The 21645-nt window shown below is 62.6% G+C and carries 10 protein-coding genes and 4 pseudogenes; 8 read left to right on the forward strand and 6 right to left on the reverse strand.

Annotated elements, in window-relative coordinates; all coding sequences use genetic code 11:
• The first annotated feature begins 468 nt into the window (after positions 1-468).
• From HAP41_RS47710 to HAP41_RS47725, 4 genes and pseudogenes are all read left to right on the forward strand, one after another.
• On the forward strand, positions 469-1677 hold the full coding sequence (locus tag HAP41_RS47710) for a tyrosine-type recombinase/integrase (RefSeq protein WP_166101295.1): 1209 nt from the start codon (positions 469-471) through the stop codon (positions 1675-1677).
• Complete coding sequence (locus HAP41_RS47715; RefSeq protein ID WP_166101298.1) at positions 1671-2591, forward strand: tyrosine-type recombinase/integrase; 921 nt, start codon at positions 1671-1673, stop codon at positions 2589-2591. Before HAP41_RS47710 ends, HAP41_RS47715 begins: the two co-directional genes overlap by 7 nt.
• A complete protein-coding gene (locus HAP41_RS47720; RefSeq protein WP_166101305.1) occupies positions 2588-3598 on the forward strand; it encodes a tyrosine-type recombinase/integrase in 1011 nt (336 codons plus the stop codon). Before HAP41_RS47715 ends, HAP41_RS47720 begins: the two co-directional genes overlap by 4 nt.
• A gap of 479 nt (positions 3599-4077) precedes the next feature.
• Positions 4078-4311 (forward strand): annotated as a pseudogene (locus HAP41_RS47725) (DUF736 domain-containing protein); the annotation flags it as partial.
• A gap of 57 nt (positions 4312-4368) precedes the next feature.
• Here the strand turns inward: HAP41_RS47725 and HAP41_RS47730 are convergent.
• Positions 4369-5226 (reverse strand): annotated as a pseudogene (locus tag HAP41_RS47730) (IS701 family transposase); the annotation flags it as partial.
• Positions 5227-5309: 83 nt separating this feature from the next.
• A complete protein-coding gene (locus HAP41_RS47735) occupies positions 5310-5588 on the reverse strand; it encodes a hypothetical protein (protein WP_224580805.1) in 279 nt (92 codons plus the stop codon).
• A gap of 36 nt (positions 5589-5624) precedes the next feature.
• Between HAP41_RS47735 and HAP41_RS47740 the strand changes: the two are divergent.
• Positions 5625-6148, forward strand: a pseudogene (locus HAP41_RS47740) (ATPase, T2SS/T4P/T4SS family); the annotation flags it as partial.
• Between the two features lie 677 nt (positions 6149-6825).
• On the opposite strand, the gene HAP41_RS47745 reads toward HAP41_RS47740, so the two are convergent.
• The 3 genes from HAP41_RS47745 to HAP41_RS47755 all read right to left on the reverse strand — a co-directional run bounded on the left by HAP41_RS47745 (position 6826) and on the right by HAP41_RS47755 (position 10515).
• On the reverse strand, positions 6826-8982 hold the full coding sequence (locus HAP41_RS47745; RefSeq protein ID WP_166107021.1) for a peptidase domain-containing ABC transporter: 2157 nt from the start codon (positions 8980-8982) through the stop codon (positions 6826-6828).
• 30 nt (positions 8983-9012) lie between these two features.
• Entirely contained in the window at positions 9013-10098 is a 1086-nt protein-coding gene (locus tag HAP41_RS47750; RefSeq protein WP_166105935.1) for an HlyD family secretion protein, read from the reverse strand.
• Positions 10099-10308: 210 nt separating this feature from the next.
• The gene (locus tag HAP41_RS47755) at positions 10309-10515 is read right to left on the reverse strand and encodes a hypothetical protein (protein ID WP_166098600.1); all 207 of its coding nucleotides are present in this window, start codon (positions 10513-10515) and stop codon (positions 10309-10311) included.
• A gap of 59 nt (positions 10516-10574) precedes the next feature.
• Between HAP41_RS47755 and HAP41_RS47760 the strand changes: the two genes are divergently transcribed.
• Positions 10575-10739: a hypothetical protein gene (locus HAP41_RS47760; RefSeq protein ID WP_166098604.1), complete on the forward strand. Its 165-nt coding sequence runs from the start codon at positions 10575-10577 to the stop codon at positions 10737-10739.
• Between the two features lie 1418 nt (positions 10740-12157).
• On the opposite strand, the gene HAP41_RS47765 is transcribed toward HAP41_RS47760, so the two are convergent.
• Positions 12158-13501, reverse strand: coding sequence for an IS1380 family transposase (locus tag HAP41_RS47765; protein ID WP_166091063.1), 1344 nt, complete (start codon positions 13499-13501; stop codon positions 12158-12160).
• Positions 13502-13799: 298 nt separating this feature from the next.
• Between HAP41_RS47765 and HAP41_RS47770 the strand changes: the two are divergent.
• Positions 13800-14635: pseudogene (locus HAP41_RS47770) on the forward strand (IS5 family transposase).
• A gap of 291 nt (positions 14636-14926) precedes the next feature.
• Positions 14927-21532, forward strand: a complete 6606-nt coding sequence (locus HAP41_RS47775; protein ID WP_248577269.1) for a non-ribosomal peptide synthetase — start codon at positions 14927-14929, stop codon at positions 21530-21532.
• Positions 21533-21645 lie beyond the last annotated feature (113 nt).

Here is a 21645-nt window from a genome sequence, read left to right on the forward strand (position 1 = left end):
CGATGCAGCCTCGATGGCGGTCGTGAGGCGATGGACCGGACGTCTGCACCCTCGGGCCGCAGCGTCAGCGGAGGACGGCGGCAGCCGAGCTTGTTGTTGCGCGAGGAATGCGGCGTGGCCGCAGGGGAAGAAGGTCGGCGGAGCCGTTGCAGGCCAAGTCTGGAGCGGCGCCAGACCAGCCCCAAGAGAGGCCGCATCGGGGGCTTCGCCGGCATTGTCGGCAGAGAACGACGCTGGCGGTCGGCGCCTCTTCAGCACGTTCGGCGCCGCCGGCGCGTCAACCCTCCGGCATTACGGCCAGCATGCTCCGACCCAACGACACACGCCGCGCCCGACGGGTCTCCACGGACATGTCGGATTCGGATCCAGTGGGCAAAACGCCTATCGCATGGAATGGGATCGAAACCTTCGGTTTGCTCGACGCGCCGGGCGCTCCCGGCGTGAACAAGCAACTCGAAGGAAAACGTGGTGACAAAACGAAAGCGCAGACATCGCCGAAGCGTTGATGTCCGGATCAACTGGCTGCAACCGCATGTCGATGACTTCAAGGACTGGCTCTCGCTGCGGAAATACACACCGGCGACAGTAACAGAGGTGGCGCGCCTGCTCGCGCTGTGGGCCGATTGGGTCCGCGCGTCCGGCTTCGAGATCGAAACGCTCGCCGCCGGCTTCGCCGCATCGGCGTCGGTGTTCCGGGGTAGCAAGACAACTCGTGCGCCACAGGGCGCCGCCGCGCTGTTCATCGCCTATCTGCGTGAGACGAACGTGCTGCCGCCGGAGCGGCGGCCGTCGCTGGAGGAGAGCTGGCCGGCACTGGCCGCCTTCCGTCGCTGGATGCGGGAGCAGCGCGGCGTCAAGGACTCCACGCTCGACACCTATCAGGCGATCCTGGTCGACCTGCTGGCGTCGCTCGGCACCGATCCGGCCCCGTACACAGCCGCCGCGATCCGCGGCTTCGTGCTCGATCGCGCGAAGCCGCACGGACGCGGACGGGCGCAAGGCATCACCGTCGCCACGCGCGCCTACCTCAAATATCTTGTGGCGACAGGGCAGTGCCCGGTCGGCCGGGAACAGGCTGTTCCGAGCTTCGCGAACTGGCAGTTGGCGACGACGCCACGCTTCCTCGGGCAAGCCGACATCGGCCGCCTTCTTGCCGCTTGTGACGGCGAGGATCGGCTGCGCGATCGGGCCGTCATTCTGCTCCTTGCCCGCTTGGGCCTCAGGGCAAGCGAAGTCGCTAATCTGGCCTTCGGTGAGATCGACTGGGTGGCTGGCAGGATAACCCTTGCCGGCAAGGCTCGGCGCGAGGAGCGCCTGCCACTGACTCAGGAGATTGGCGATGCCATCCTCGCCTATATCGAGCGGGCACGGCCGCGCGTCGCGACAACGCGGGTCTTCCTGACGAGTGCTGCGCCCGTCAGGCCGCTCAGCCGCATCGCCGTGAAATGCATCGTGCGCCGTGCCCTCGATAGGGCTGGCGTCAAAAGCATCCATCGTGGGGCTCATGTTCTGCGCCACTCCGCCGCGACGACCATGCTGCGCAACGGCGCCAGCCTTGCCGGTGTCGGCGCCGTGCTGCGGCACCGCTCCCCATCGGTCACAGCGCTCTATGCCAAGGTGGATATCGGCCTCTTGTCGGAGATTGCGCAGCCCTGGGGCGGGAGGCTACCATGTTGAGCGAGGACGCTGACCGCTACATCACCCTTCGCCGCACGCTCGGTTACAAGCTGGTCAAGGCCGAGCGGTGTCTTCGTGCCTTCGCGCGCTTCGCCGCCGGGCGGGACGAAGCGCATATCCGCACCGCATCCGTTCTCGCCTGGTTGCCGACGGTCGCCCGGACGCCGGGCGCACGCGAACGGCGCCTGACGGACCTGATCCTGTTCGCGCGCTTCCTGCATGCCGAAGATCCTCGGCATGAGATCCCGCGCGCCGACTTCGCGCGGAACCGGCAAACGCGACCGATTCCCTATATCTATACCGCGGACGAGATCGCCCGCATCCTCGAGGCCGCCGGCAGGCTCCGACGTCAGAAGCCCAATCCCCTGCGTCACCAGCTCTACGTCATGCTGTTCGGGCTGATCGCCGCCACGGGACTGCGCATCTCGGAGGCCATTGCGCTCAAGCTTGATGACATTGGGCCCGATGGTGTGCTGCACATCCGCGAGACCAAGTTCCGCAAGAGCCGGCTCGTGCCGCTGCATCCGACGGTCATCGAGGCGCTCGCCCGCTATCTCGAGGCCCGCCGCCAACGCGCCGGCGCAAGCGACTGGCTGTTCCCATCCGTCCGGCACAGGGCGCTGTACTCGACGACGGTGAATTACACATTCCGCTGCGTCTTGCGGCGAGCGGGAATTGCACCGGAGCGAAGCCAGCAGCCTCGCATCCACGATCTGCGCCATACCTTCGCAACTCGCGTGCTCGAACAATGCGGTGTCGAGCGTGGCGCGGTCGCCCGGCACTTCGTCGCTCTGTCGACCTATCTCGGCCATGCCGATATCCAGAACACCTACTGGTACCTCCAGGCGACGCCGGAGATGATGGCGGATATCGCCTCGGCAGCGGAAATGCTGGTTGGAGGGAGCGTGGCATGACGAAGCTCGCCCCTCTCATCACAGGCTTCCTGCGCGACTACATGCCCCGCCAGCGCGGCTACAGTCCGGAAAGCTGCGAGACCTACGCGTTCAGCTTCAAGCTGCTGTTCGACTTCGCCGCGAAACGGCTCGGCACGCGTCCGTCACGGCTGACGATCGAAGACCTGGACGCGCCGCTGATCGTCGCCTTCCTGGCCCACATCGAACAGGAGCGCGGCAATGGCGCCGCCACGCGCAACCTGCGGCTCGCCGCCATCAAGACGTTCATGCGCTATGTGGAGCACCGGGTGCCCTCCGCCCTTGAGCAGATCGGTCGCGTCCATGCCATCCCGGTCAAGCGCCACGACCAGAAGCTCATCCGCCATCTGACGATGGAGGAGGTTCGCGCGATCCTCAACGCCCCCGATCTTGCGACACGATCCGGCGTGCGCGACCGGGCGATGATGCACCTCTGCTTTGCCGGGGGCTTGCGGGTCTCCGAGCTGGTCGGCGTTCTGACCGAAAACCTGTCGCTCCAGCACGGAGCGAGCGTGACGATCCGGGGCAAGGGCCGCAAGGAACGCTGCCTCCCACTCTGGAAGGACACCGCGCGCGACCTTCGCGCCTGGTTGAGCGTCAGGGGAGCAGTCCGCGTGCCGGAGCTGTTCGTCAACGCACAGGATGAGCCGATGACCCGTGCGGGCTTCGAGTACGTGCTCGACAAGCACGTTCGTGCGGCGGCCGAGGCGTGCCCGTCCTTGCGCAGTCGTTCGATCTCTCCGCACCAGCTTCGGCATAGCTGCGCGGTGATCATGCTGCAGGCGACGCACGATATCCGGAAGGTGGCGCTGTGGCTTGGGCATGCCGATATCCGCACAACCGAGGTCTATCTCCGCATGGATCCCTCGGAAAGGCTCGAGGCAGTGGAAGCGGTCGTTCCGCCGGAGCTGCGCCGCGGTCGGTTCAGGGCGCCGGATGCATTGATCGCCTCTTTGTTGGAGAACGCATCTACGTCCGACACGACGTGAGGCTTCATTATCATGCTACGGTGACGCGCCGTCGGTCCGTTCGGTGCGGCAGCACGATCGTGCCGGCCACATCAGCAAGTTGAGCCTTCTCCCGTTCGATCTTGGAACCGGAGAAGGACGCTCTTGTTGCGCGTGAATCTGGTTAGTGCGGTGACGCCGTCATTGGCCTTGGTGATGCCTGTGAGCCGATGCTCTCCTGTGAAGCTGCTTGGGCTCACGTCCATACCGGCCTTTTGCTGGCGGATCACGCGCCACAATACGCTCGCTGCGCTCGCCGACCTTTACCCGCAATGGCTCGTTCGCGATCTTCTTCCCCTGCCGCCAAGCGGCGGCATTCCTCGCGAGGCAACAAGATCGCTCAGCCCGCCATCCTCCGCTGACGCTGCGGGCCAAGGCTGCGGGGCGGTCGTTGCGGCGCTCACAGATCGCCATCAAGGCCGCGATGGTCGCGGGCTTGGAAACAGCAACAGGAGATCACCATGGCTCAGATTGGCACCTTCACCCGCGCCGAAGATGGCTCGTACACCGGCACCATCAAGACGCTTTTGCTCAACATTAAGGTACGCTTCCTTCCGACCGAACCCTCCGGTAACGAGAAGGCGCCGGACCTGCGCGTGACGGCCGGCAACGTTGAGATAGGCGCCGCGTGGCAGCGGACCTCGAAAGAGAACACCGTCTATCACTCGGTGAAGCTCGACGACCCGTCCTTCCCGGCGCCGATCTACGCCAACTTCGTCGCGGTCGATGACGGCTACGCGCTCGTCTGGTCACGTGATGGTGCGCCAAGCTTTGGCCGGCAGGCCGATCGCGAGCGCTTTAACGGCGGCCGGCCGACGCTGACGGTTGCGGCGCATCAGTTTCGGGGGACGGCCGCGGCCCGACCATGGCTTCGGCGGCAAGGGACCGGTGCCGGGCGCCCATACCGTTGTGCTCGACAGAAGACCCGCCACATAGGTCAATCCCAGCGCCGTGATCTCCGTGCGCAGATCGCTGTTGTTGCCATAGCCCGCGTCCATCAGCACGACACCACGCGGAAGGCCGGTCGCACAGGCCCACCGCAACTGCTCCAGCGCGATCTCCGGCTTGGTCCGGAAGCCGACTTCGGCAGGAATGCCCACCTTGCGCCGCCGATCGCAATCCTCAGTCCATTCCTTCGGAAGATAAAGGCGGTAGGCAACAGGCAGGCTGGCGTGGTGATTGGCAATCGATAATGACACCGCCACCTGGCAATTATCCTGCTTGCCGAGCTGCCCGCAATATTGCCGTGCAACTCCAACCGAATGTCGCCCCTGCTTGGGAAATCCGGTGTCATCGATGATCCAAGCTTCGATCGGGCCCTGGCGTTCGATCGCCGGCAGGACCATCTCTCGTACCTTGCCCAGCACCTTCTCATCCGACCAGGCGCCGCTGCCGACGAAATGCAGCAGCGATTGATGTTGGGCGGCCGTCCGTTCCGGAGCCGTCATCGCCGCCATTGGCTCCACGCTCTTACGACCGCCACAGGCCATGAGGCCGACGCAATAGTCGCGCAGCGGTGCCTTCCGATCAGCATGACCGATGACGCTGGCAAGCCCTTCCAAATACGTCGCAAATCGCATCTCACTGGTCTTGGTGCCACGCCCGCTCATGTAGCCTCCTCGGCTGATGGTCCATGCTTCAACCATCGCTGATTCCGGCCGGATAAAGCCTGCGGTTTTGTGACTCAGTCGTACTAGGCGGTGCATTCACCAGCGAAGTCGAGGTCTATGCCAGTCTGATCCGCTACGGCAATTGCGCCGATGTCGTCAGGGCCACTCGGCAGGCCATTGAGCGCGGATATCCAAACGCAGCGGCTTGGGGCGATATCAAAGCGCGGGAATCGACGACTTCGGAGGTTGCTGATCGTCGGTGCGACCTTGATCATCAAGTTGCTTGACGAGGCTTGAATGCCCCGCTCTGGATTCCTGCCGGGACGCGATGACCCCACCAGAGCTGGCGCGAGAAGGTCCATGGCCGCATCCAGTCGAGGCAGGTTTTTTCCCGCTGCTTGACGGCGGGACAAGCAGGCGTGCTCCGCGAAGCCGTGGCCGCCCGCAGGAACATCCTGGTGGCCGGCGGCGCCTCGACCGGCAAGACCACCCTGACGAACGCATTGCTGGCCGAGATCGCCGGCACCGCCGATCGCGTGGTCCTAATCGAGGATACGTGTGAGCTGCAATGCCGCGCGCGGAACCCGGTCGCGCTGCGCACCAAGGACGGCGTTGCGTCGCGTCCCTGTCTGATCTGGTCCGCTCGTCCCTGCGCCTCAACCGAATTCAAATTGGCGAAGTCCGCAGCAGCGAAGCCTTGGAGCTGCTCAAAGCCTGGGGCACGGGGCATCCCGGCGGGACCGGAATGATTCACGCCGGCACGGCGCTGGGCGTGCTTCGCCGCCTCGAGCAGCTCATCCAGGAAGCCCTCCTCACCGTTCTCAAAGCGCTGATCGCCGAGACCATCGATCTCGTCGCGGTGCTGCGCGGCCGCGCCTCACTGACTATTTTCTCGAACCGGAGCGGGCATCAATCCACGTGATAGCCGAGCTGCGGGGCGACCAGTTCAGAATGCCCGCCATGGAGCCGCTAGATCGAAGGAAGATATTTTCGGCTGCCGAAACTTCGCAACGGTTGATCGGCGCGACCTACAACATCCGCTGAAACAGGAGCTGGGAATGGACAAGGTCGTGCATTACGTAGTCAGCCGACTTCCGGTGATCGGCGCCGACCCGGCGGTGATCAACTACAATCGGATTGATCGCCTTCGTTTCGCCCCTCAGGCGGGCGCATGACGCATCCTGAGGATATTCGCGACCTGCTCTTACGGTTCACAGGCCCCGACGCTAACGCAGACGCTTGCGCGAATCGAGAGCGCGATGCGCGGGGTGGAGGCGAAGGATTGCGAAAGCTTTTTCGAAGGCGTGGGAGGAAGCCTTGGCCGCGGCCGCCGAGATGAAGCGCCTGGCCGGGTAGATCAATGGACCATCCATGGCTCGGCATCCTGCTTTGCCTTCCGCACATCCTCGAACCGGGCGACTGGGTCGAATATCGCTCGGCGCCGGCAATACTGGGCGCGATTTCGACCTGGAGACCAACCTGCCGGTCGCCGAGCTCAAAAATTCATTCGATGGCAGGGCGGCGCGGAGTCGATCCGTGAGATCCCGTGTTCAAGGATTAGCTGCTGACGTTGCTGCCGCCAGGGTAATCCACGAGCGCTTAACTGAATCCGGTCTGCGCCCGCCACAAGCGAGCGTAAGCGCCTTCAGCCGTCAGCAGATCAGCATGCCTTCCCTCCGCAACAACACGTCCCTTATCCAACACGACGATCTTATCGGCTCCGCAAATCGTGTTGAGTCGATGAGAGATAACCACGATGATCTTGCCGGCCAGACGCAGTTCCTCAATCGCCCGTATGACAAATGCCTCGGCGACGGAGTCGAGAGAGGCGGTCGCCTCGTCGAGGATTAAGACCTCTGGATCGCGGTACAAAGCTCGAGCCAACGCTAGGCGCTGCTTCTCTCCGCCCGAAGGGCGTACGCCGTTCTCGCCCAGATAGGCCTGGTAGCCACCTGGCCAGCGCTCGATCACGTCACGCAGACCGATTTGTTCGCAGATGTGCACTATCTTCCCGGTGTTCGGTTCGAACTCGCCAAGCGCGATGTTCTCGATGACTGAGGCCGAGAACACGTCCACGGATTGCGGTACCGCGGCAACAATCTTGCGCAGGGATTCAGCCGAGAGGTCTTGGAGGTTATAGGAGCCGATGCGGATGCGTCCACCCTCAAGCGGGTACACATTTTGCAGCAAGGCAGCAAGCGAACTCTTGCCCGAGCCGCTTTCTCCGACCACAGCCGTGATCTCCCCTCGCCGGAAGCTGACGCTGAAATCCTTGAAAAGCTCCGGCTGGGCGCCATGGCGGAACGTGACGTTCTCCAGATGAATATCGCCAACGTCCGACGTGGTGGCATTAATGCCGCCGCTGCCTGCTGGATCAAGGTCGAATATCTCGAACAGGCGATCCGCCGCGATAATGGCATCCTGAACAATCCTGTTGGCGTGAATTAGGCTTGTAACCGGGCCGGTGATATGGCCGAGCAGCGCATAGCAGGACAGTAACTCGCCGGGTGTAATGGTCTGATCGAGGGCGAGCGTTGCACCGAACCACATCAGCACGATGGTAAAAAGGGTCGAGAGGAAGATCGATGCATTGTCTCCGACGATTGAGATGAGGCCGGACCTGTAGATGGAGTGCAGGGTCTTAACAAAGCGAGTCTCAAACTTCAGGCCGGCATAGCTCTCTATTCCGAAAGCTTTGATCGTGGAGATGGTTCCGAGTGATTCTACCACCTGCGCCTCCAGATCTGCCGCATTCTCCATAATTGCGCGCTCGCGCTTGCTATTCAGCCGGTTCATGGTCCAATAAACTAAGAGGTATACTGGGACGGAGCCCGCCACTACCAAAGCGATTTTCCATGAGTAGACGAACATCAGCCCAAAGGAGAACAGGATCACCAGCACATCAACAAATAAGGTGATCGAGACGTCGTTCAGAAAGCTTCGGATCTTGACCGCGTCGTTCATGCGGGAGATGATTTCTCCTGTACGCATGCCATCAAAAAACTTCTGGGGCAGGCTTAGGACGTGATTGTAGTAGCCTAGGATCAAGTGGAGATCGATCTTTTGCCCCGTTTGCAGGACGAGCCGGTTTCGCAGGAAATTGATCAGGGTCTGCGGCACAAGGATCAGCAGCATCACGACGCTCATGAGATTGAGCAAATTGCGGTTTCCTGCTGTGATAACATGATCGACAATCTTTTGGATGTAGATGGTCGTCGAGAGGCCGAGGAGGGTCGTTATCAGTGCGCCGACGAGGGCCTGCGTTAGTGCGGCTTGGTGGGGCGCAACCAGTCGGGCAAAGCGGAGAAGGGGGGAGGTGGTCTCGTCGCGGCGCTTGAAGTTGTCTGCCGGGACCATGAGCAACAGGACACCAGTCCATTGCGTCTTGAATTCCTCGTGAGACAGCTTGCGGATCTCTCCATACGCTGGGTCCATGATGGTGACCCACCTCCGGTCGATCGCTTGAACGACTACGAAGTGGTGCAGGACCTCCTTTACCACCACATGCGCGATGGCGGGCTTGGGAATCTTGTGCAAGCTGTCGAAGCCACCTTTGACGCCCTTCGCAATGAAACCGAGCTTTTGAGCCGCTTGGAGGAGACCCGACACGCTGGTCCCGGAGCGGTCGGCCGAGGCAAACTGACGGATCAGCGACAGTGGCAACTTGCAGCCATAGAAGGCGCCCACGGAAGCAAGACTAGCAACCCCGCAATCCGTGATGTCGCGCTGCTTGAACTTGGGGATTCGACTCGACATGGCGGCCCACTGGCCCCTTAGAAAATTTAACTAACGAGGTGACAGGAGCGGGTTAAGCCAATCATCGATCTCGTTGTAGAGTAGTTGCAGGAGTGTGCGCTTCGCCACGAGAAAGCGGCCGCGCACGGTCATGCCCTTCTTCAAATGACCGATTATCCCGTTTGTGAGCTCAAGATAATTTCGGGAGAGCGCGCAGCGGACCTTGAACACAGGGTTCTTGTCACGCAGGGTGAAGTCCTGCGCCACGTCTAGCACTGTCGCGTCGATCATACCCCATTGATTGTAGTTGAAAGCATCGACCTGGAGCCGCACCGGCTGGCCCGGCCTTACGAAACCGATGTCTTTGGACGAAACGTAGATTTCTGCCACCAGTTCGCGGTCGGGCGAGATCCAGCCGACAGTTTGCCCCGCCTGGACGTAGCTTCCGGGCATAAGGCCGGCGAATTGCTCGATAGCCCCTGACACGGGGGCACGGATGATAGTCAGATCACGTTCGTTCTCAAGCTGATGCAAGTTGGCTGTTAGTTCTCTCAGGCGCAGATTAGTGTCGAAGAGCTGCTGGTTCCATTCGGCGGATTTGCTCCGGGCGAGGATCTCGCCTCTCGCCTCAAGGCTCTGGAGAGCGAAAGCCTTTTCCTCAATTGACTTCGCGGGCGCGGCAGCAACCGAGACGAGACGCTGAGCACGCTCGAGTTCTGCGGCGGCATTCCTGCGGGCATATCGGTTCTCCCGCAACAAGTTGAGAAAATGCAGCCACTCGGCCCTGGCGGACTCGGTCCGCAGGGGGATGGGCGCGTCCGCCTGCGCACCGAAAGAGATCATGGTCTGAAGATCAGTGGTGCGATCGTTCTTCGCACGAATTTCGCCAGAGAGCACACTGATCTTCTCTTGAATGCCCTTATCGTCAAGGGCGAGGATTTCTCCGCCTTCTGCAACAATATCGTTCTCAACTGCGAGTACACGTGAGATGCGCCCGGAGGTGGGCGCGATCACAGGAGTCTTCTCGACGGTAGGACGAATCGCACCAGCACTTTGAACTGACAGCGTGACGGTTATGACTGGCAGCGACAGCAACGCCGCAGCGACCGAAGACACGATGATCTTATAGATCGCCAAAGATCGTCCTGTTTCTCGCGACAGGATGCTCTCTGCAGTGAAGTTGATCATTTCAGGAGGGAGCAGGATATTGGTCATTGCAGACGTATATTCCTATCGACGATTGGCTGCCTCCATTGAAACTCTGATCGAGTGGGGCTGGTCGCTGCTTAAGTGGTGCACCGACCAGCGCCGCGCTCTGATTGCGGTTATAAGGCTTTGGCCATCTCATTAAGGATGGCGACCACCGCGCCCGCGAATGATTCCAACTCCAATTATTGCACCGAGCGCCAGTGTCGCAACGTTAACCACTGTTTGAACGACCCTATCGAAGATCTTCCAGAACGAGCCTCCCAAAGTTGCCGCTGCTTCTTCTGGGGATAATTCGGTTACGCCGTAGGCTAGCAGGTCGATTTTCATCGTTGCTCGTTTTTCCATGATTGCTCCTTTCTGTTGTCGATAAACGATGCGCGTCAGCGCCGCCGACTCGCAAGCAGATGGACATCAAGAATCGTGCCAACTGCTCTGAGAAAGCGGAAATCTTTTCCATGCTGCTCGAAGGAGCATCGCCATGTCTGACGCGCGACAATGTAGGTTGTTCGCCGCTGAAGGAGTTCGTGGCCGACTTCACCCTGGAGAACCGGTTCCTAAATAGCTTCTAGGATGATGGAGGAGTACGAGACATGAGATATCCTGCATCCGAGATAGCGTGACCGTCGGCTTTGAACGCCGTACTAGCTAGATGTGTCCTCGATGCGCCGCCGGAACTTGGTAGGCAGTCGATCTAAATCAACAGTGTTGTTGAGTTGACGCTCTCGATCTCTCGCCGAAGCCCGCGTGAAAAGCACGGCCCCGGTTCAGCAGTTGCTACTTCCGGGCGCAGGGCCACTTCGGTCGTCATTGCCTCCCGCGCCGTCTCCAGCGCGATCTTTGCGTTCAGTGTAGGGTCGATCTGCGTCTCGTCTTGGTCGTCATCATACCCCGTCTACCATTCGAATGAGGGCGTCGGCCGTTGTAAAACTCGAGTGCTTGGCTGATACTATGTCGCGCCTCGTCAACACTTCGTAGGCTGAAGGACAATGCCGCCAAGGGCGGGTCGCGAGTTGGATCACCCAGCAACGACCGCCCTTGACCAAGCGCACGGTTCGCGCACGCGAACGGATGCCGGCGGCCAGGGCCGTGGACATGATAGACAACGCCGACGCGCTGATCATGCCTACGGCAATTTAGCAAACACTGTGCCGGCGTCTGAAGTCGTCACTTTCCAACTAAGTGTTCCGCTCTGCTCGTCCACTTCACCGTTTTGGTTTTAGAATCGAATCCCGGGCGAAAGTGGCTTCCACCAAGGGGGGATGCTGGCCACGCAAAAGCAGTTTCTCAGCCTGTTCGCGAGAGAACGAACCTCCCGACGTTGCGGCTGCTTCTTGAGGAGCTAAGCTGCTTACACCGTACGCGGACATGTCAGTCATTATTGTCTCCATCGAAGTGACAAGTCGGTGGTGCTGGTCGTCAGCTGTCGGCCAGCAAGGACCAACAGTCAAGGACCGTGCCAACTCACCCGTAATGAGCCCCCATGCTTGAGGGTCGGCGCCGGACCATCTGGCACAACCCGCTTGCCGTGGGCGGGCCCGTCACCTCAGCGGCGAACATGGGTCACCGTCACCGCGGATCACGGCCTAGTGGGCGCTACCGCATGCGTCCATCTCCACCAGCAGAACTTCGCTGCGCCGCTCGTCTGCTTGAACACTGGCGGTCCTTCGGCATCCGGCCCCGTGAACCTGGAAAGCATGCTTTCTCCGCGTCCTTGTAGGATTGGCAGCACCGAGCGTGGTGCCTATCTCTTGATGTTCTCACTCGATGACGAAAATCCTTGTGAGGCATTCTGACCAGCAAGGGTGATCCTCAAGCAATTAGCCCGCCCTATTCGTGAGAGCGCGGTATTTTGGTCCGACTGGTGCATCCGCACACCTCCGCTGACGAGGCGCACAGGATTGCCTTCGGCTTTTCACCGCCTGACGACCGGTACTTTGCAACGCGCTTGAGGGATGGGTTGGGTGAACGCGGGCGGACGCCCCACCGGTCAAGGACCGAGCGGCAGCAGCGCGCCGGGCAAGCTGCGGATCAGGTCGGCTTCGGGACATGCCGCGGCGAACGCAAGGCGAATGCGGCTCTTGGTCTCGACAACCCGGGCGGCGATTTTCAAGAGCCGAAGACGCAGCGTCGCGAACTCGGCAGTGGCCAATTCCCGGACTTTGGGAATGGCGTCGCGCACGGTCAGCATCAGCCAATAAGCGGCGGTATGGAGAACGAGGCGGACTTGATTGGCGAGCGCCGAACGGCAACTGGTGCGATCGGAGGCGAGCTGCGTCTTATGCAGCTTGATCAGATTCTCGGCTTGGCCGCGCGCGCAATACAGGCTGTCGTAGATCCACTCGGCCGAGCCGACATCGAGGCTGGTGACGACGAAGCGGATGTCGAGGCCGAGCATCGTCGCCTCAATACGGGCGACGGTGCGCCGTTCGCGATCCCAGGACTTTGCCTTGTGGCGCGTCTCGGTATAGCCGCGCAGAACAGCTAGGTTCTCGATGGCGCGTCGGGTGCGGATATCGTCGGCGACCTCGTCGACTTTTCTGGCGAGCGGCCTGGTACCGGACAGACCGAAGATGTAGTCGATGCCGTTGTTCTCGCACCACGTCATCGCCTCCGGCCGAGCATAGTGCCCGTCGCCACGGAACGTAATTCGCGTCTTGTGCCATCGCGTGCGGATGTGCCGCACCAGGCGGCGCAGATGGGCACGCACCTCGACCCCGCCAGGCGTCTTGCCGGGCCGCAGCACGACCGCCACGGGCCGGCTCTTCTCCGTGTCGTAGACGTGGATCGGCAGGAAGCAGCGTTCGTCATAATGAGCGTTGAACAGCGAGAGTTGCTGATGGCCGTGGACGACATCGCAGGTGTCGTCAATGTCGAGCGTGACGGATGCAGGCTCGCACGGATAGCTATCCATCCATGCATCGACCAGGGTGTAGGTCAGGCGGATCACGTCGCGCAGGCGGGGAGCATTCTCCAGCCGCGACAGCGTCGGTTGGGAACACAGATCGCGACCGCTGTCTGGTAGCCGTCCACAGGCCAGCTTGAATGCGGGATCGGACCGCAGATGATCGAGGTCATCGGCGTCCTCGTAGCCGCAGCAGATCGCGAACATGCGAGCGCGAAACATATCGACAAGGCTGTGCACGACCCGCGTCGGATCGCGCCGATCCGGGAACACCCGGGCCAAATTGTTGGCCAAACCGAGACGTCGCTCGGCCATCGCAAGAAGCATCACGCCCCCGTTCGAGGTCAGCCGACCGCCATCGAAGGCAGCTGTGACTTTCTTGGCGTGAACGGCTGGAAACGAGAAGGGTAGACTCGTATCATCGGTCATGGCGGGCGTGGCGCTCGCGGTGGAAGGTGATGGGGTTGGCTTCGCAACCGAATCCTACGCTTCATCAGCGCTTTACACCACGCTCGCCAGCCTCTCAGGCGCCCTCTGACGAATAAGACGGGTTAGTCTTCTCGGCGATCCTCGCCATTGACGGTGCGTGCTTTGTGTTGGGCCGTGTCTGGTCCAAGACGTCGCTGTCCCAGGCCCGACAGTAAGTGTCTGTTCCAAAACATGTTGAGTCGAATGAATCGGTTGTGATTCAAGGTGAGCGGCCTGATTCGATGGGGACGCGCCGCCAATGTGGACTACCGAGAACCGTGCACGCTACGACCGCAGCCGCCTGCGCTATCCGAGCGACTTGACCGACGAGGAGTGGGCGCTGATCGCGCCTCGCATCCCGCCGGCCAAGCGCGGCGGCAACAAGCGTACGGTGGACCTGCGCGAGATTGCCAACGGGCTGATGTACATCCTGAGCACAGGTTGCCAGTGGCGCGCGATCCCCAAGGACCTGCCGCCGCGCTCGACGCTGTATGGCTACTTCGATCTGTGGAGCTGGAACGGCACGCTCGATAAAATTCATCACGCCCTCTATGTCGAATGTCGCGAAAGGGCCGAGCGCGAGGCTTCTCCCACCGCCGCCATCATCGATAGCCAGAGCGTGAAAAGCGCTGAAAAAGGGGGCCTCATGATCTCCATGGCTACGACGCGGGCAAGAAGATCAAGGGCAAGAAGCGGCACATTCTCGTCGACACGCAAGGCCTCTTGATGCACGCCATCGTGCATGCGGCGGACATCCAGGATCGCGACGGCGGCGTGCTCCTGATGGCAACGTTGTTCGGCCTCTATCCCTTTCTTCTGAAGCTCTACGCCGACGGCGGATATCAAGGGCCACATTTCCAGAAGGGGCTGCGTAGCGCTCTGAAGCGCGTGAACCTCGAAATCGTCAAACGCTCCGATCAGGCTCACCGTTTCGTCGTCTTGCCCAAACGCTGGATCGTCGAGCGTACCTTTGCCTGGCTCGGGCGATGCCGAAGACTGTCCAAAGATTGGGAATGCTTCAATCACAGGGCGCTCGCCTTTCTCAAGCTGGCCTCCATCCGACTCATGCTGCGAAAGCTATGCAATCCAAGATAATCTTTCCGGACAGACTCTAAGACGGCAGTATTCAGTCAACGCAGCGATAGGTGCGTTGTTTCTTTAAGAAAAGCCCGCAGAGCGCCATTGGCACGTCGGTTGCTTGAGATGCGCGAGTGATCCCTCACGACCATGATCAAGGGACCGGGTGCCTTATCCTTCGAACAAGTGCATTCAAGAGCTGTTCGAGGTCGAGGTGAGGAAAGCGGCCAACGAAATTTCTATTACTTTGCTCGAACGAGCATTCGAGCGTGACGAGCTTCAGAAGCTGTTCTCGCTGGGCGCGTAGAAATGACAGATATTGTTAGGGGCAGTTTGGAAAATCTGGATGTAGAAGGCTTGAGCAAGCTTCTAGTCCTCGCCAAGGAGAGAAACCGGAGTAGCAGCCGAAAAGCTACGTTGATGCGAAAGGTCGGGCGCGAAACCGCGCTAGCACCATCGTTTGCGCAGCAGCGGCTGTGGTTTTTGGCGCAGCTGGATCAGGGCAGCACGCAGTATCACGTGCCGCTGGCGTGGCGGCTGAAGGGTGGGCTCGACCGCAGCGCCTGGCAACGCAGCCTGGACCGTTTGTTTGCGCGGCATGAGGCGCTGCGCAGCGTCTTTGTCACCTCGGAGGGCAAGCTCCGGGTTGAGCTTCTGCCGGAGGAGGCGGGGCTGCCGGTCGTGGAGCACGATCTGCGGGGCAGGCTGGATGCGGACGCCGCGCTGTCGCAGCTGTGCCAGCAGGAGGCGCGCACGCCGTTTGATCTGGCGCGGGGCCCGCTGATCCGCGGCCGGCTGATCCGGCTGTCGGACGAGGCGCACGTGTTGCTGCTGACCCAGCACCACATCGTCTCGGACGGCTGGTCGCTGGGCGTGTTGGTGGGCGAGCTCACTCAGCTGTACCGGGCATTCGCGGCTGGGCAGGACGATCCGCTGCCGCCGCTTGCGATCCAGTATCCGGACTATGCTGCCTGGCAACGGCAGTGGCTGTCGGGGGAACGGCTGCAGCGCCAGGCGCAGTATTGGCGCAGCAATCTGTCCGGCGCGCCGGCCCGTCTGGCGCTGCCGACGGACCGGCCGCGGCCGGCGCAACAGTCGTTTGCCGGGGCGACGGTCCCGATCATCATTGATGCGGATCTGACGCGGGGGCTGAAGCGGCTGAGCCGGCAGCATGGCACGACATTGTTCATGACCGTGCTGGCGGGGTGGGCTGCGGTGCTGTCGCGTCTGTCGGGACAGGACGATCTTGTGATCGGGGTGCCGAGTGCCAATCGGGGGCACCGCGAGATCGAAGAGCTGATCGGCTTCTTCGTCAACACCCTGGCGCTCCGGCTGGACCTGTCGGGCGAGCCGAGCGTGTCGGAGCTGTTGGAGCGGACGCGGCGCACGGCGTTGGGAGCGCAGGAGCACCAGGAGCTGCCGTTCGAGCAGGTGGTGGAGATCGTGCAGCCGCCGCGGGCTCTTGATCATACGCCGTTGTTCCAGGTGATGCTGGCCTGGGAGAACAATGCGGTTGGGTCATTGGACCTGCCGGGGCTGAGTGTGGAAGCTGCCGGGGAAGAGATTGATCAGGTCAAGTTCGATCTGGAGCTGAGCCTTGGCGAGCAGGGTGAGGAGATCGCCGGAACGCTGGCTTATGCCACCGCGCTGTTTGATCAGACGACGATCGAGCGGCAGCGGGATTATCTGCTGGCGCTGCTGCGGGCGATGGCTGCCGATGCGCAGCAAGAGGTCGGGCGGATTGAGCTGCTGTCGTCCGCCGAGCGCACCTATCTGCTGGAGGAGCTGAACCGGACGGCGGCACCGTATCCTGCGGACAAGTGCATCCAGGAGCTGTTCGAGGCGCAGGTGCGCAAGGCGCCGGAGGCGGTGGCGCTGGTCTATCAGGACCAGCGCGTAAGCTATGGCGCGCTCAATGCGCACGCCAACCAGCTGGCGCATCATCTGATCGCCCTCGGGGTGAAGCCGGATCAGCCGGTGGCAATCTGCGTTGCGCGCAGTCCGCTGATGGTGGTGGGGCTTTTGGCGATCCTGAAGGCCGGCGGGGCGTATGTGCCGCTGGACCCGGCCTATCCGTCGGCGCGGTTGCGCCAGGTGCTGGAGGATGCGGCGCCGCGGCTGCTGCTGACCGATGCGGCGGGCCGCGCCGCCTTGGGCGATGTGGGCCTCGATGCGAGCGTGCTGGAACTCGATGCGGCGGCACCGGCCTGGGCCAGCCTGCCGGAATCGGATCCGGACCCGCGCGCGCTCGGCCTCACCTCCCGCCATCTCGCCTACGTGATCTACACCTCGGGATCCACCGGTACGCCTAAAGGGGCCCAGAACGAGCATCGGGCTATCGTCAATCGCCTGATGTGGATGCAAAATGCCTATGGTCTCAACGCAACTGATGTCGTGTTGCAGAAGACGCCATTTAGCTTCGATGTCTCGGCCTGGGAGTTCTTCTGGACCTTGCTTGAAGGGGCAACCCTGGTGCTGGCGCCGCCCGGCGCGCACAGAGATCCCGACGCATTGGTCGACTTGATCATCAGCCAGCGCATCACGACGATTCACTTCGTGCCATCCATGCTGGTCAGTTTTATGGATGCGAAGAGTGTTGACCGCTGCAGGTCGCTGCGGCGTGTTTTATGCAGCGGCGAGGCGCTCCCTGCCGCCAGTGTGCATAGGGTTCGGCGCGTATTGCCCCGGACGGGCCTGCACAATCTCTACGGTCCGACGGAAGCTGCGATCGACGTGACAGCGTGGAGTTGTCCGGCTGAGTTTGATGAGGCCATTGTCCCGATCGGCCGTCCGATCGCGAACACGCGGATCTATCTGCTGGACGATCATGGGGAGCCGGTGCCGTTCGGGGCGGTGGGCGAGCTCTGCATTGGCGGTGCGGGGGTGGCGCGGGGCTACCTGAACCGCCCTGAGCTGACGGCGGAGCGGTTCATCGCCAGCCCCTTTGTGGACGGCGACCGGCTGTACCGGACCGGCGACCTGGCACGCTACCTGGCGGGCGGCAATCTGGAGTTTTTGGGGCGCAACGACGAGCAGGTGAAGATCCGCGGCTTCCGGATCGAGCCGGGCGAGATCGCGGCGCGGCTCCTCGAGCATCCGGCGGTGGGTGATGCGGTGGTGGTGGCGCGCGAGGATGGCCGCGGCGAGCAGCGGCTCGTTGCGTATGTCGTCGCCCCCGAAGCTGAGGAATCTGATCTTGCCGGGGGTTTGCGCGCACACTTGAGTGCGCGGCTGCCGGACTACATGGTGCCGTCTGCGTTCGTGCGGCTGGCGGGGCTGCCGCTGACGGTGAACGGCAAGGTCGATCGGAACGCGCTGCCGGCCCCGGGCGAGGAGGCGTATGCGCATCGCGCCTACGCGCCGCCGCAGGGCGAGATCGAGACGGCACTGGCAACGATCTGGGCCGAGCTTCTCGGTGTGGAGCGCATCGGGCGCCACGATCACTTCTTCGAACTGGGCGGCCACTCGCTGTTGGCGGTACAGTTGATGGAGCTTCTGCGGCGGCGGTCGCTGGGCATCGAAGTGCGCACCCTGTTCGCCCAGCCGGTGCTGGCGGATCTGGCCGCAAGCCTCGGCCACCATCAGGAGGTGGCGGTCCCGGCCAACCTGATCACCGAACGGAGTGCGGCGATCACGCCACAGATGCTGCCGCTGATCGAGCTGGCACAGGACGAGATCGACCGGATCATCGCCACGGTGCCCGGCGGGGTTGGCAACATCCAGGACATTTACGGCCTGTCGCCGCTGCAGGACGGCATCCTGTTCCATCATCTGCTGGCGGCAAAGGGCGATCCATACCTGCTGGTATCGCAGATGGCGTTTGCCGAGCGTGGGCTGCTCGAGCGCTATCTTGCCGCGGTCCAGCGGGTGGTGGATCGGCATGACATCCTGCGCACCTCGTTTGTCTGGGAGGGGCTGTCGCAGCCGGCCCAGGTGGTGTGGCGGAAGGCGCAACTGGAGGTGACCGAGGTCGAGCTGGATGGCGCTCATGGCGCTGGCGCCGAGCAGCTGAGGGAGCGGTTTGATCCGCGCCGGCACCGCATCGAGCTTGGCCGGGCGCCACTGCTGCGGTTTGTGATTGCGCGCGAGCCCGGCAGCGCGCGCTGGCTGCTGCTGGAGCTGCAGCATCATCTGATCGGGGATCACACCACGCTGGACGTGATGCATGCTGAGGTCCGGGCCGAGCTGGAGGGGCGCCAGCATGAGCTGCCGGCGCCGCAGCCGTTCCGCAATCTGGTGGCGCAGGTGCATCTACGCGGTGATGCCGAGGCGGACGAAGCGTTCTTCCGGGAGCTGCTGGCCGACATCGACGAGCCGACCACGCCGTTCGGCTTGAGCGAGGTGCGCGGCGACGGCGGCGGGGTTCGTGAGGCGCATCGGTTGTTGCCGCCGGCGCTCCATGCGCGGCTGCGGGAACAGGCGCGGCGGCTGGGCGTCAGTCTGGCAAGCCTGTGCCATCTGGCGTGGGGGCAGGTGGTGGCGCGCAGCAGCGGCCGCGAGCAGGTGGTGTTCGGCACGGTGCTGTTCGGCCGCCTGCAGGGCAACGCCGGCGCCGACCGCGCCATGGGGCTGTTCATCAACACCCTGCCGCTGCGGCTTGATCTTGATGGGACTGCGGTCGAGGCGAGCGTGCGAACCACGCATGCCCGGCTGGCCGAGCTGCTGGCACATGAGCATGCCTCGCTGGCGCTGGCGCAGCGCTGCAGTGCCATTGCGGCGCCGGCGCCGCTGTTCAGCGCGTTGTTGAACTACCGCCACAACACCGCGGCGGTCGCCACCGCAACCGATGACAGTCTGGTGGGCGTGGAATGGCTGGGCGGGGAGGAGCGCACCAATTATCCGCTGACCTTGTCAGTGGAGGATTTTGGCGAGGCGCTCGGGCTGACGGCGCAGGTGGCGGAGCCTATCTCGGCGGATCGGATCTGCGGCTACATGCAGCGGGCGCTCGAGCAGCTGGCAGAGGCGCTGGAGCGGGCGCCGGACACGCCGGTGCGGGAGCTGGACATCCTGCCAGCGGACGAGCGTACCTATCTGCTGGAGGAGCTGAACCGGACGGCGGCACCGTATCCTGCGGACAAGTGCATCCAGGAGCTGTTCGAGGCGCAGGTGCGCAAGGCGCCGGAGGCGGTGGCGCTGGTCTATCAGGACCAGCGCGTAAGCTATGGCGCGCTCAATGCGCACGCCAACCAGCTGGCGCATCATCTGATCGCCCTCGGGGTGAAGCCGGATCAGCCGGTGGCAATCTGCGTTGCGCGCAGTCCGCTGATGGTGGTGGGGCTTTTGGCGATCCTGAAGGCCGGCGGGGCGTATGTGCCGCTGGACCCGGCCTATCCGTCGGCGCGGTTGCGCCAGGTGCTGGAGGATGCGGCGCCGCGGCTGCTGCTGACCGATGCGGCGGGCCGCGCCGCCTTGGGCGATGTGGGCCTCGATGCGAGCGTGCTGGAGCTCGATGCGGCGGCACCGGCCTGGGCCAGCCTGCCGGAATCGGATCCGGATACGCGCGCGCTCGGCCTCACCTCCCGCCATCTCGCCTACGTGATCTACACCTCGGGATCCACCGGTACGCCCAAGGGCGTCATGGTCGAGCATGCTCAGATCGTTCGTTTGTTCGAGGCGACGCAGGAATGGTATGGGTTCACTGAACAGGACGTATGGTGCCTGTTCCATTCCTTCTCGTTCGACTTCTCGGTGTGGGAGTTGTGGGGCGCACTGCGTTATGGCGGTCGTTTGATTCTTGTGCCGAGCGACACCGCTCGCTCTGCTCCTGACTTCGATGATCTCATCTGCAAGTCCGGCGTTACAGTTCTGAATCAGACCCCTTCGGCTTTTAAAGCTCTTGTGGATCTGGAGCGTCAGCGCGGTGCTCGAAACCGCCTTCGCTACGTTATTTTGGGTGGAGAGGCTCTGGAGCCATCGATTCTGAAGCCGTGGTATGCAAGGCATTCAGATCGTGCACCACAATTGATCAACATGTACGGTATTACGGAAACGACCGTGCATGTCACCTATCGGTCTCTTGATCAGTCTGACACCACCGATTCGGGCAGTCAGATCGGAAGGCGCATTCCCGATCTTCGGATCTATCTGCTGGACGATCATGGGGAGCCGGTGCCGTTCGGGGCGGTGGGCGAGCTCTGCATTGGCGGTGCGGGGGTGGCGCGGGGCTACCTGAACCGCCCTGAGCTGACGGCGGAGCGGTTCATCGCCAGCCCCTTTGTGGACGGCGACCGGCTGTACCGGACCGGCGACCTGGCACGCTACCTGGCGGACGGCAATCTGGAGTTTTTGGGGCGCAACGACGAGCAGGTGAAGATCCGCGGCTTCCGGATCGAGCCGGGCGAGATCGCGGCGCGGCTCCTCGAGCATCCGGCGGTGGGTGATGCGGTGGTGGTGGCGCGCGAGGATGGCCGCGGCGAGCAGCGGCTCGTTGCGTATGTCGTCGCCCCCGAAGCTGAGGAATCTGATCTTGCCGGGGGTTTGCGCGCACACTTGAGTGCGCGGCTGCCGGACTACATGGTGCCGTCTGCGTTCGTGCGGCTGGCGGGGCTGCCGCTGACGGTGAACGGCAAGGTCGATCGGAACGCGCTGCCGGCCCCGGGCGAGGAGGCGTATGCGCATCGCGCCTATGAGCCGCCGCAGGGCGAGATCGAGACCACGCTGGCACAGATCTGGGCCGAGCTTCTCGGTGTGGAGCGCATCGGGCGCCACGATCACTTCTTCGAACTGGGCGGCCACTCGCTGTTGGCAGTACAGATGTCGAGCCGGCTGTCACAAGCGGTTGGGGTCGAACTGCCGCTGATGACGGTGTTCGCAAAACCGATACTGGCTGCCCTCGCTCGCGAAATTTCTATTACTTTGCTCGAACGAGCATTTGAGCGTGACGAGCTTCAGAAGCTGCTCTCGCTGGGTGCGTAGAAATGACAGATATTGTTAGGGTCAGTTTGGAAAATCTGGATGTAGAAGGCTTGAGCAAGCTTCTAGTCCTCGCCAAGGAGAGAAACCGGAGTAGCAGCCGAAAAGCTACGTTG

This window comes from Bradyrhizobium barranii subsp. apii, from assembly GCF_011516635.5.
Classification (GTDB): domain Bacteria; phylum Pseudomonadota; class Alphaproteobacteria; order Rhizobiales; family Xanthobacteraceae; genus Bradyrhizobium; species Bradyrhizobium barranii.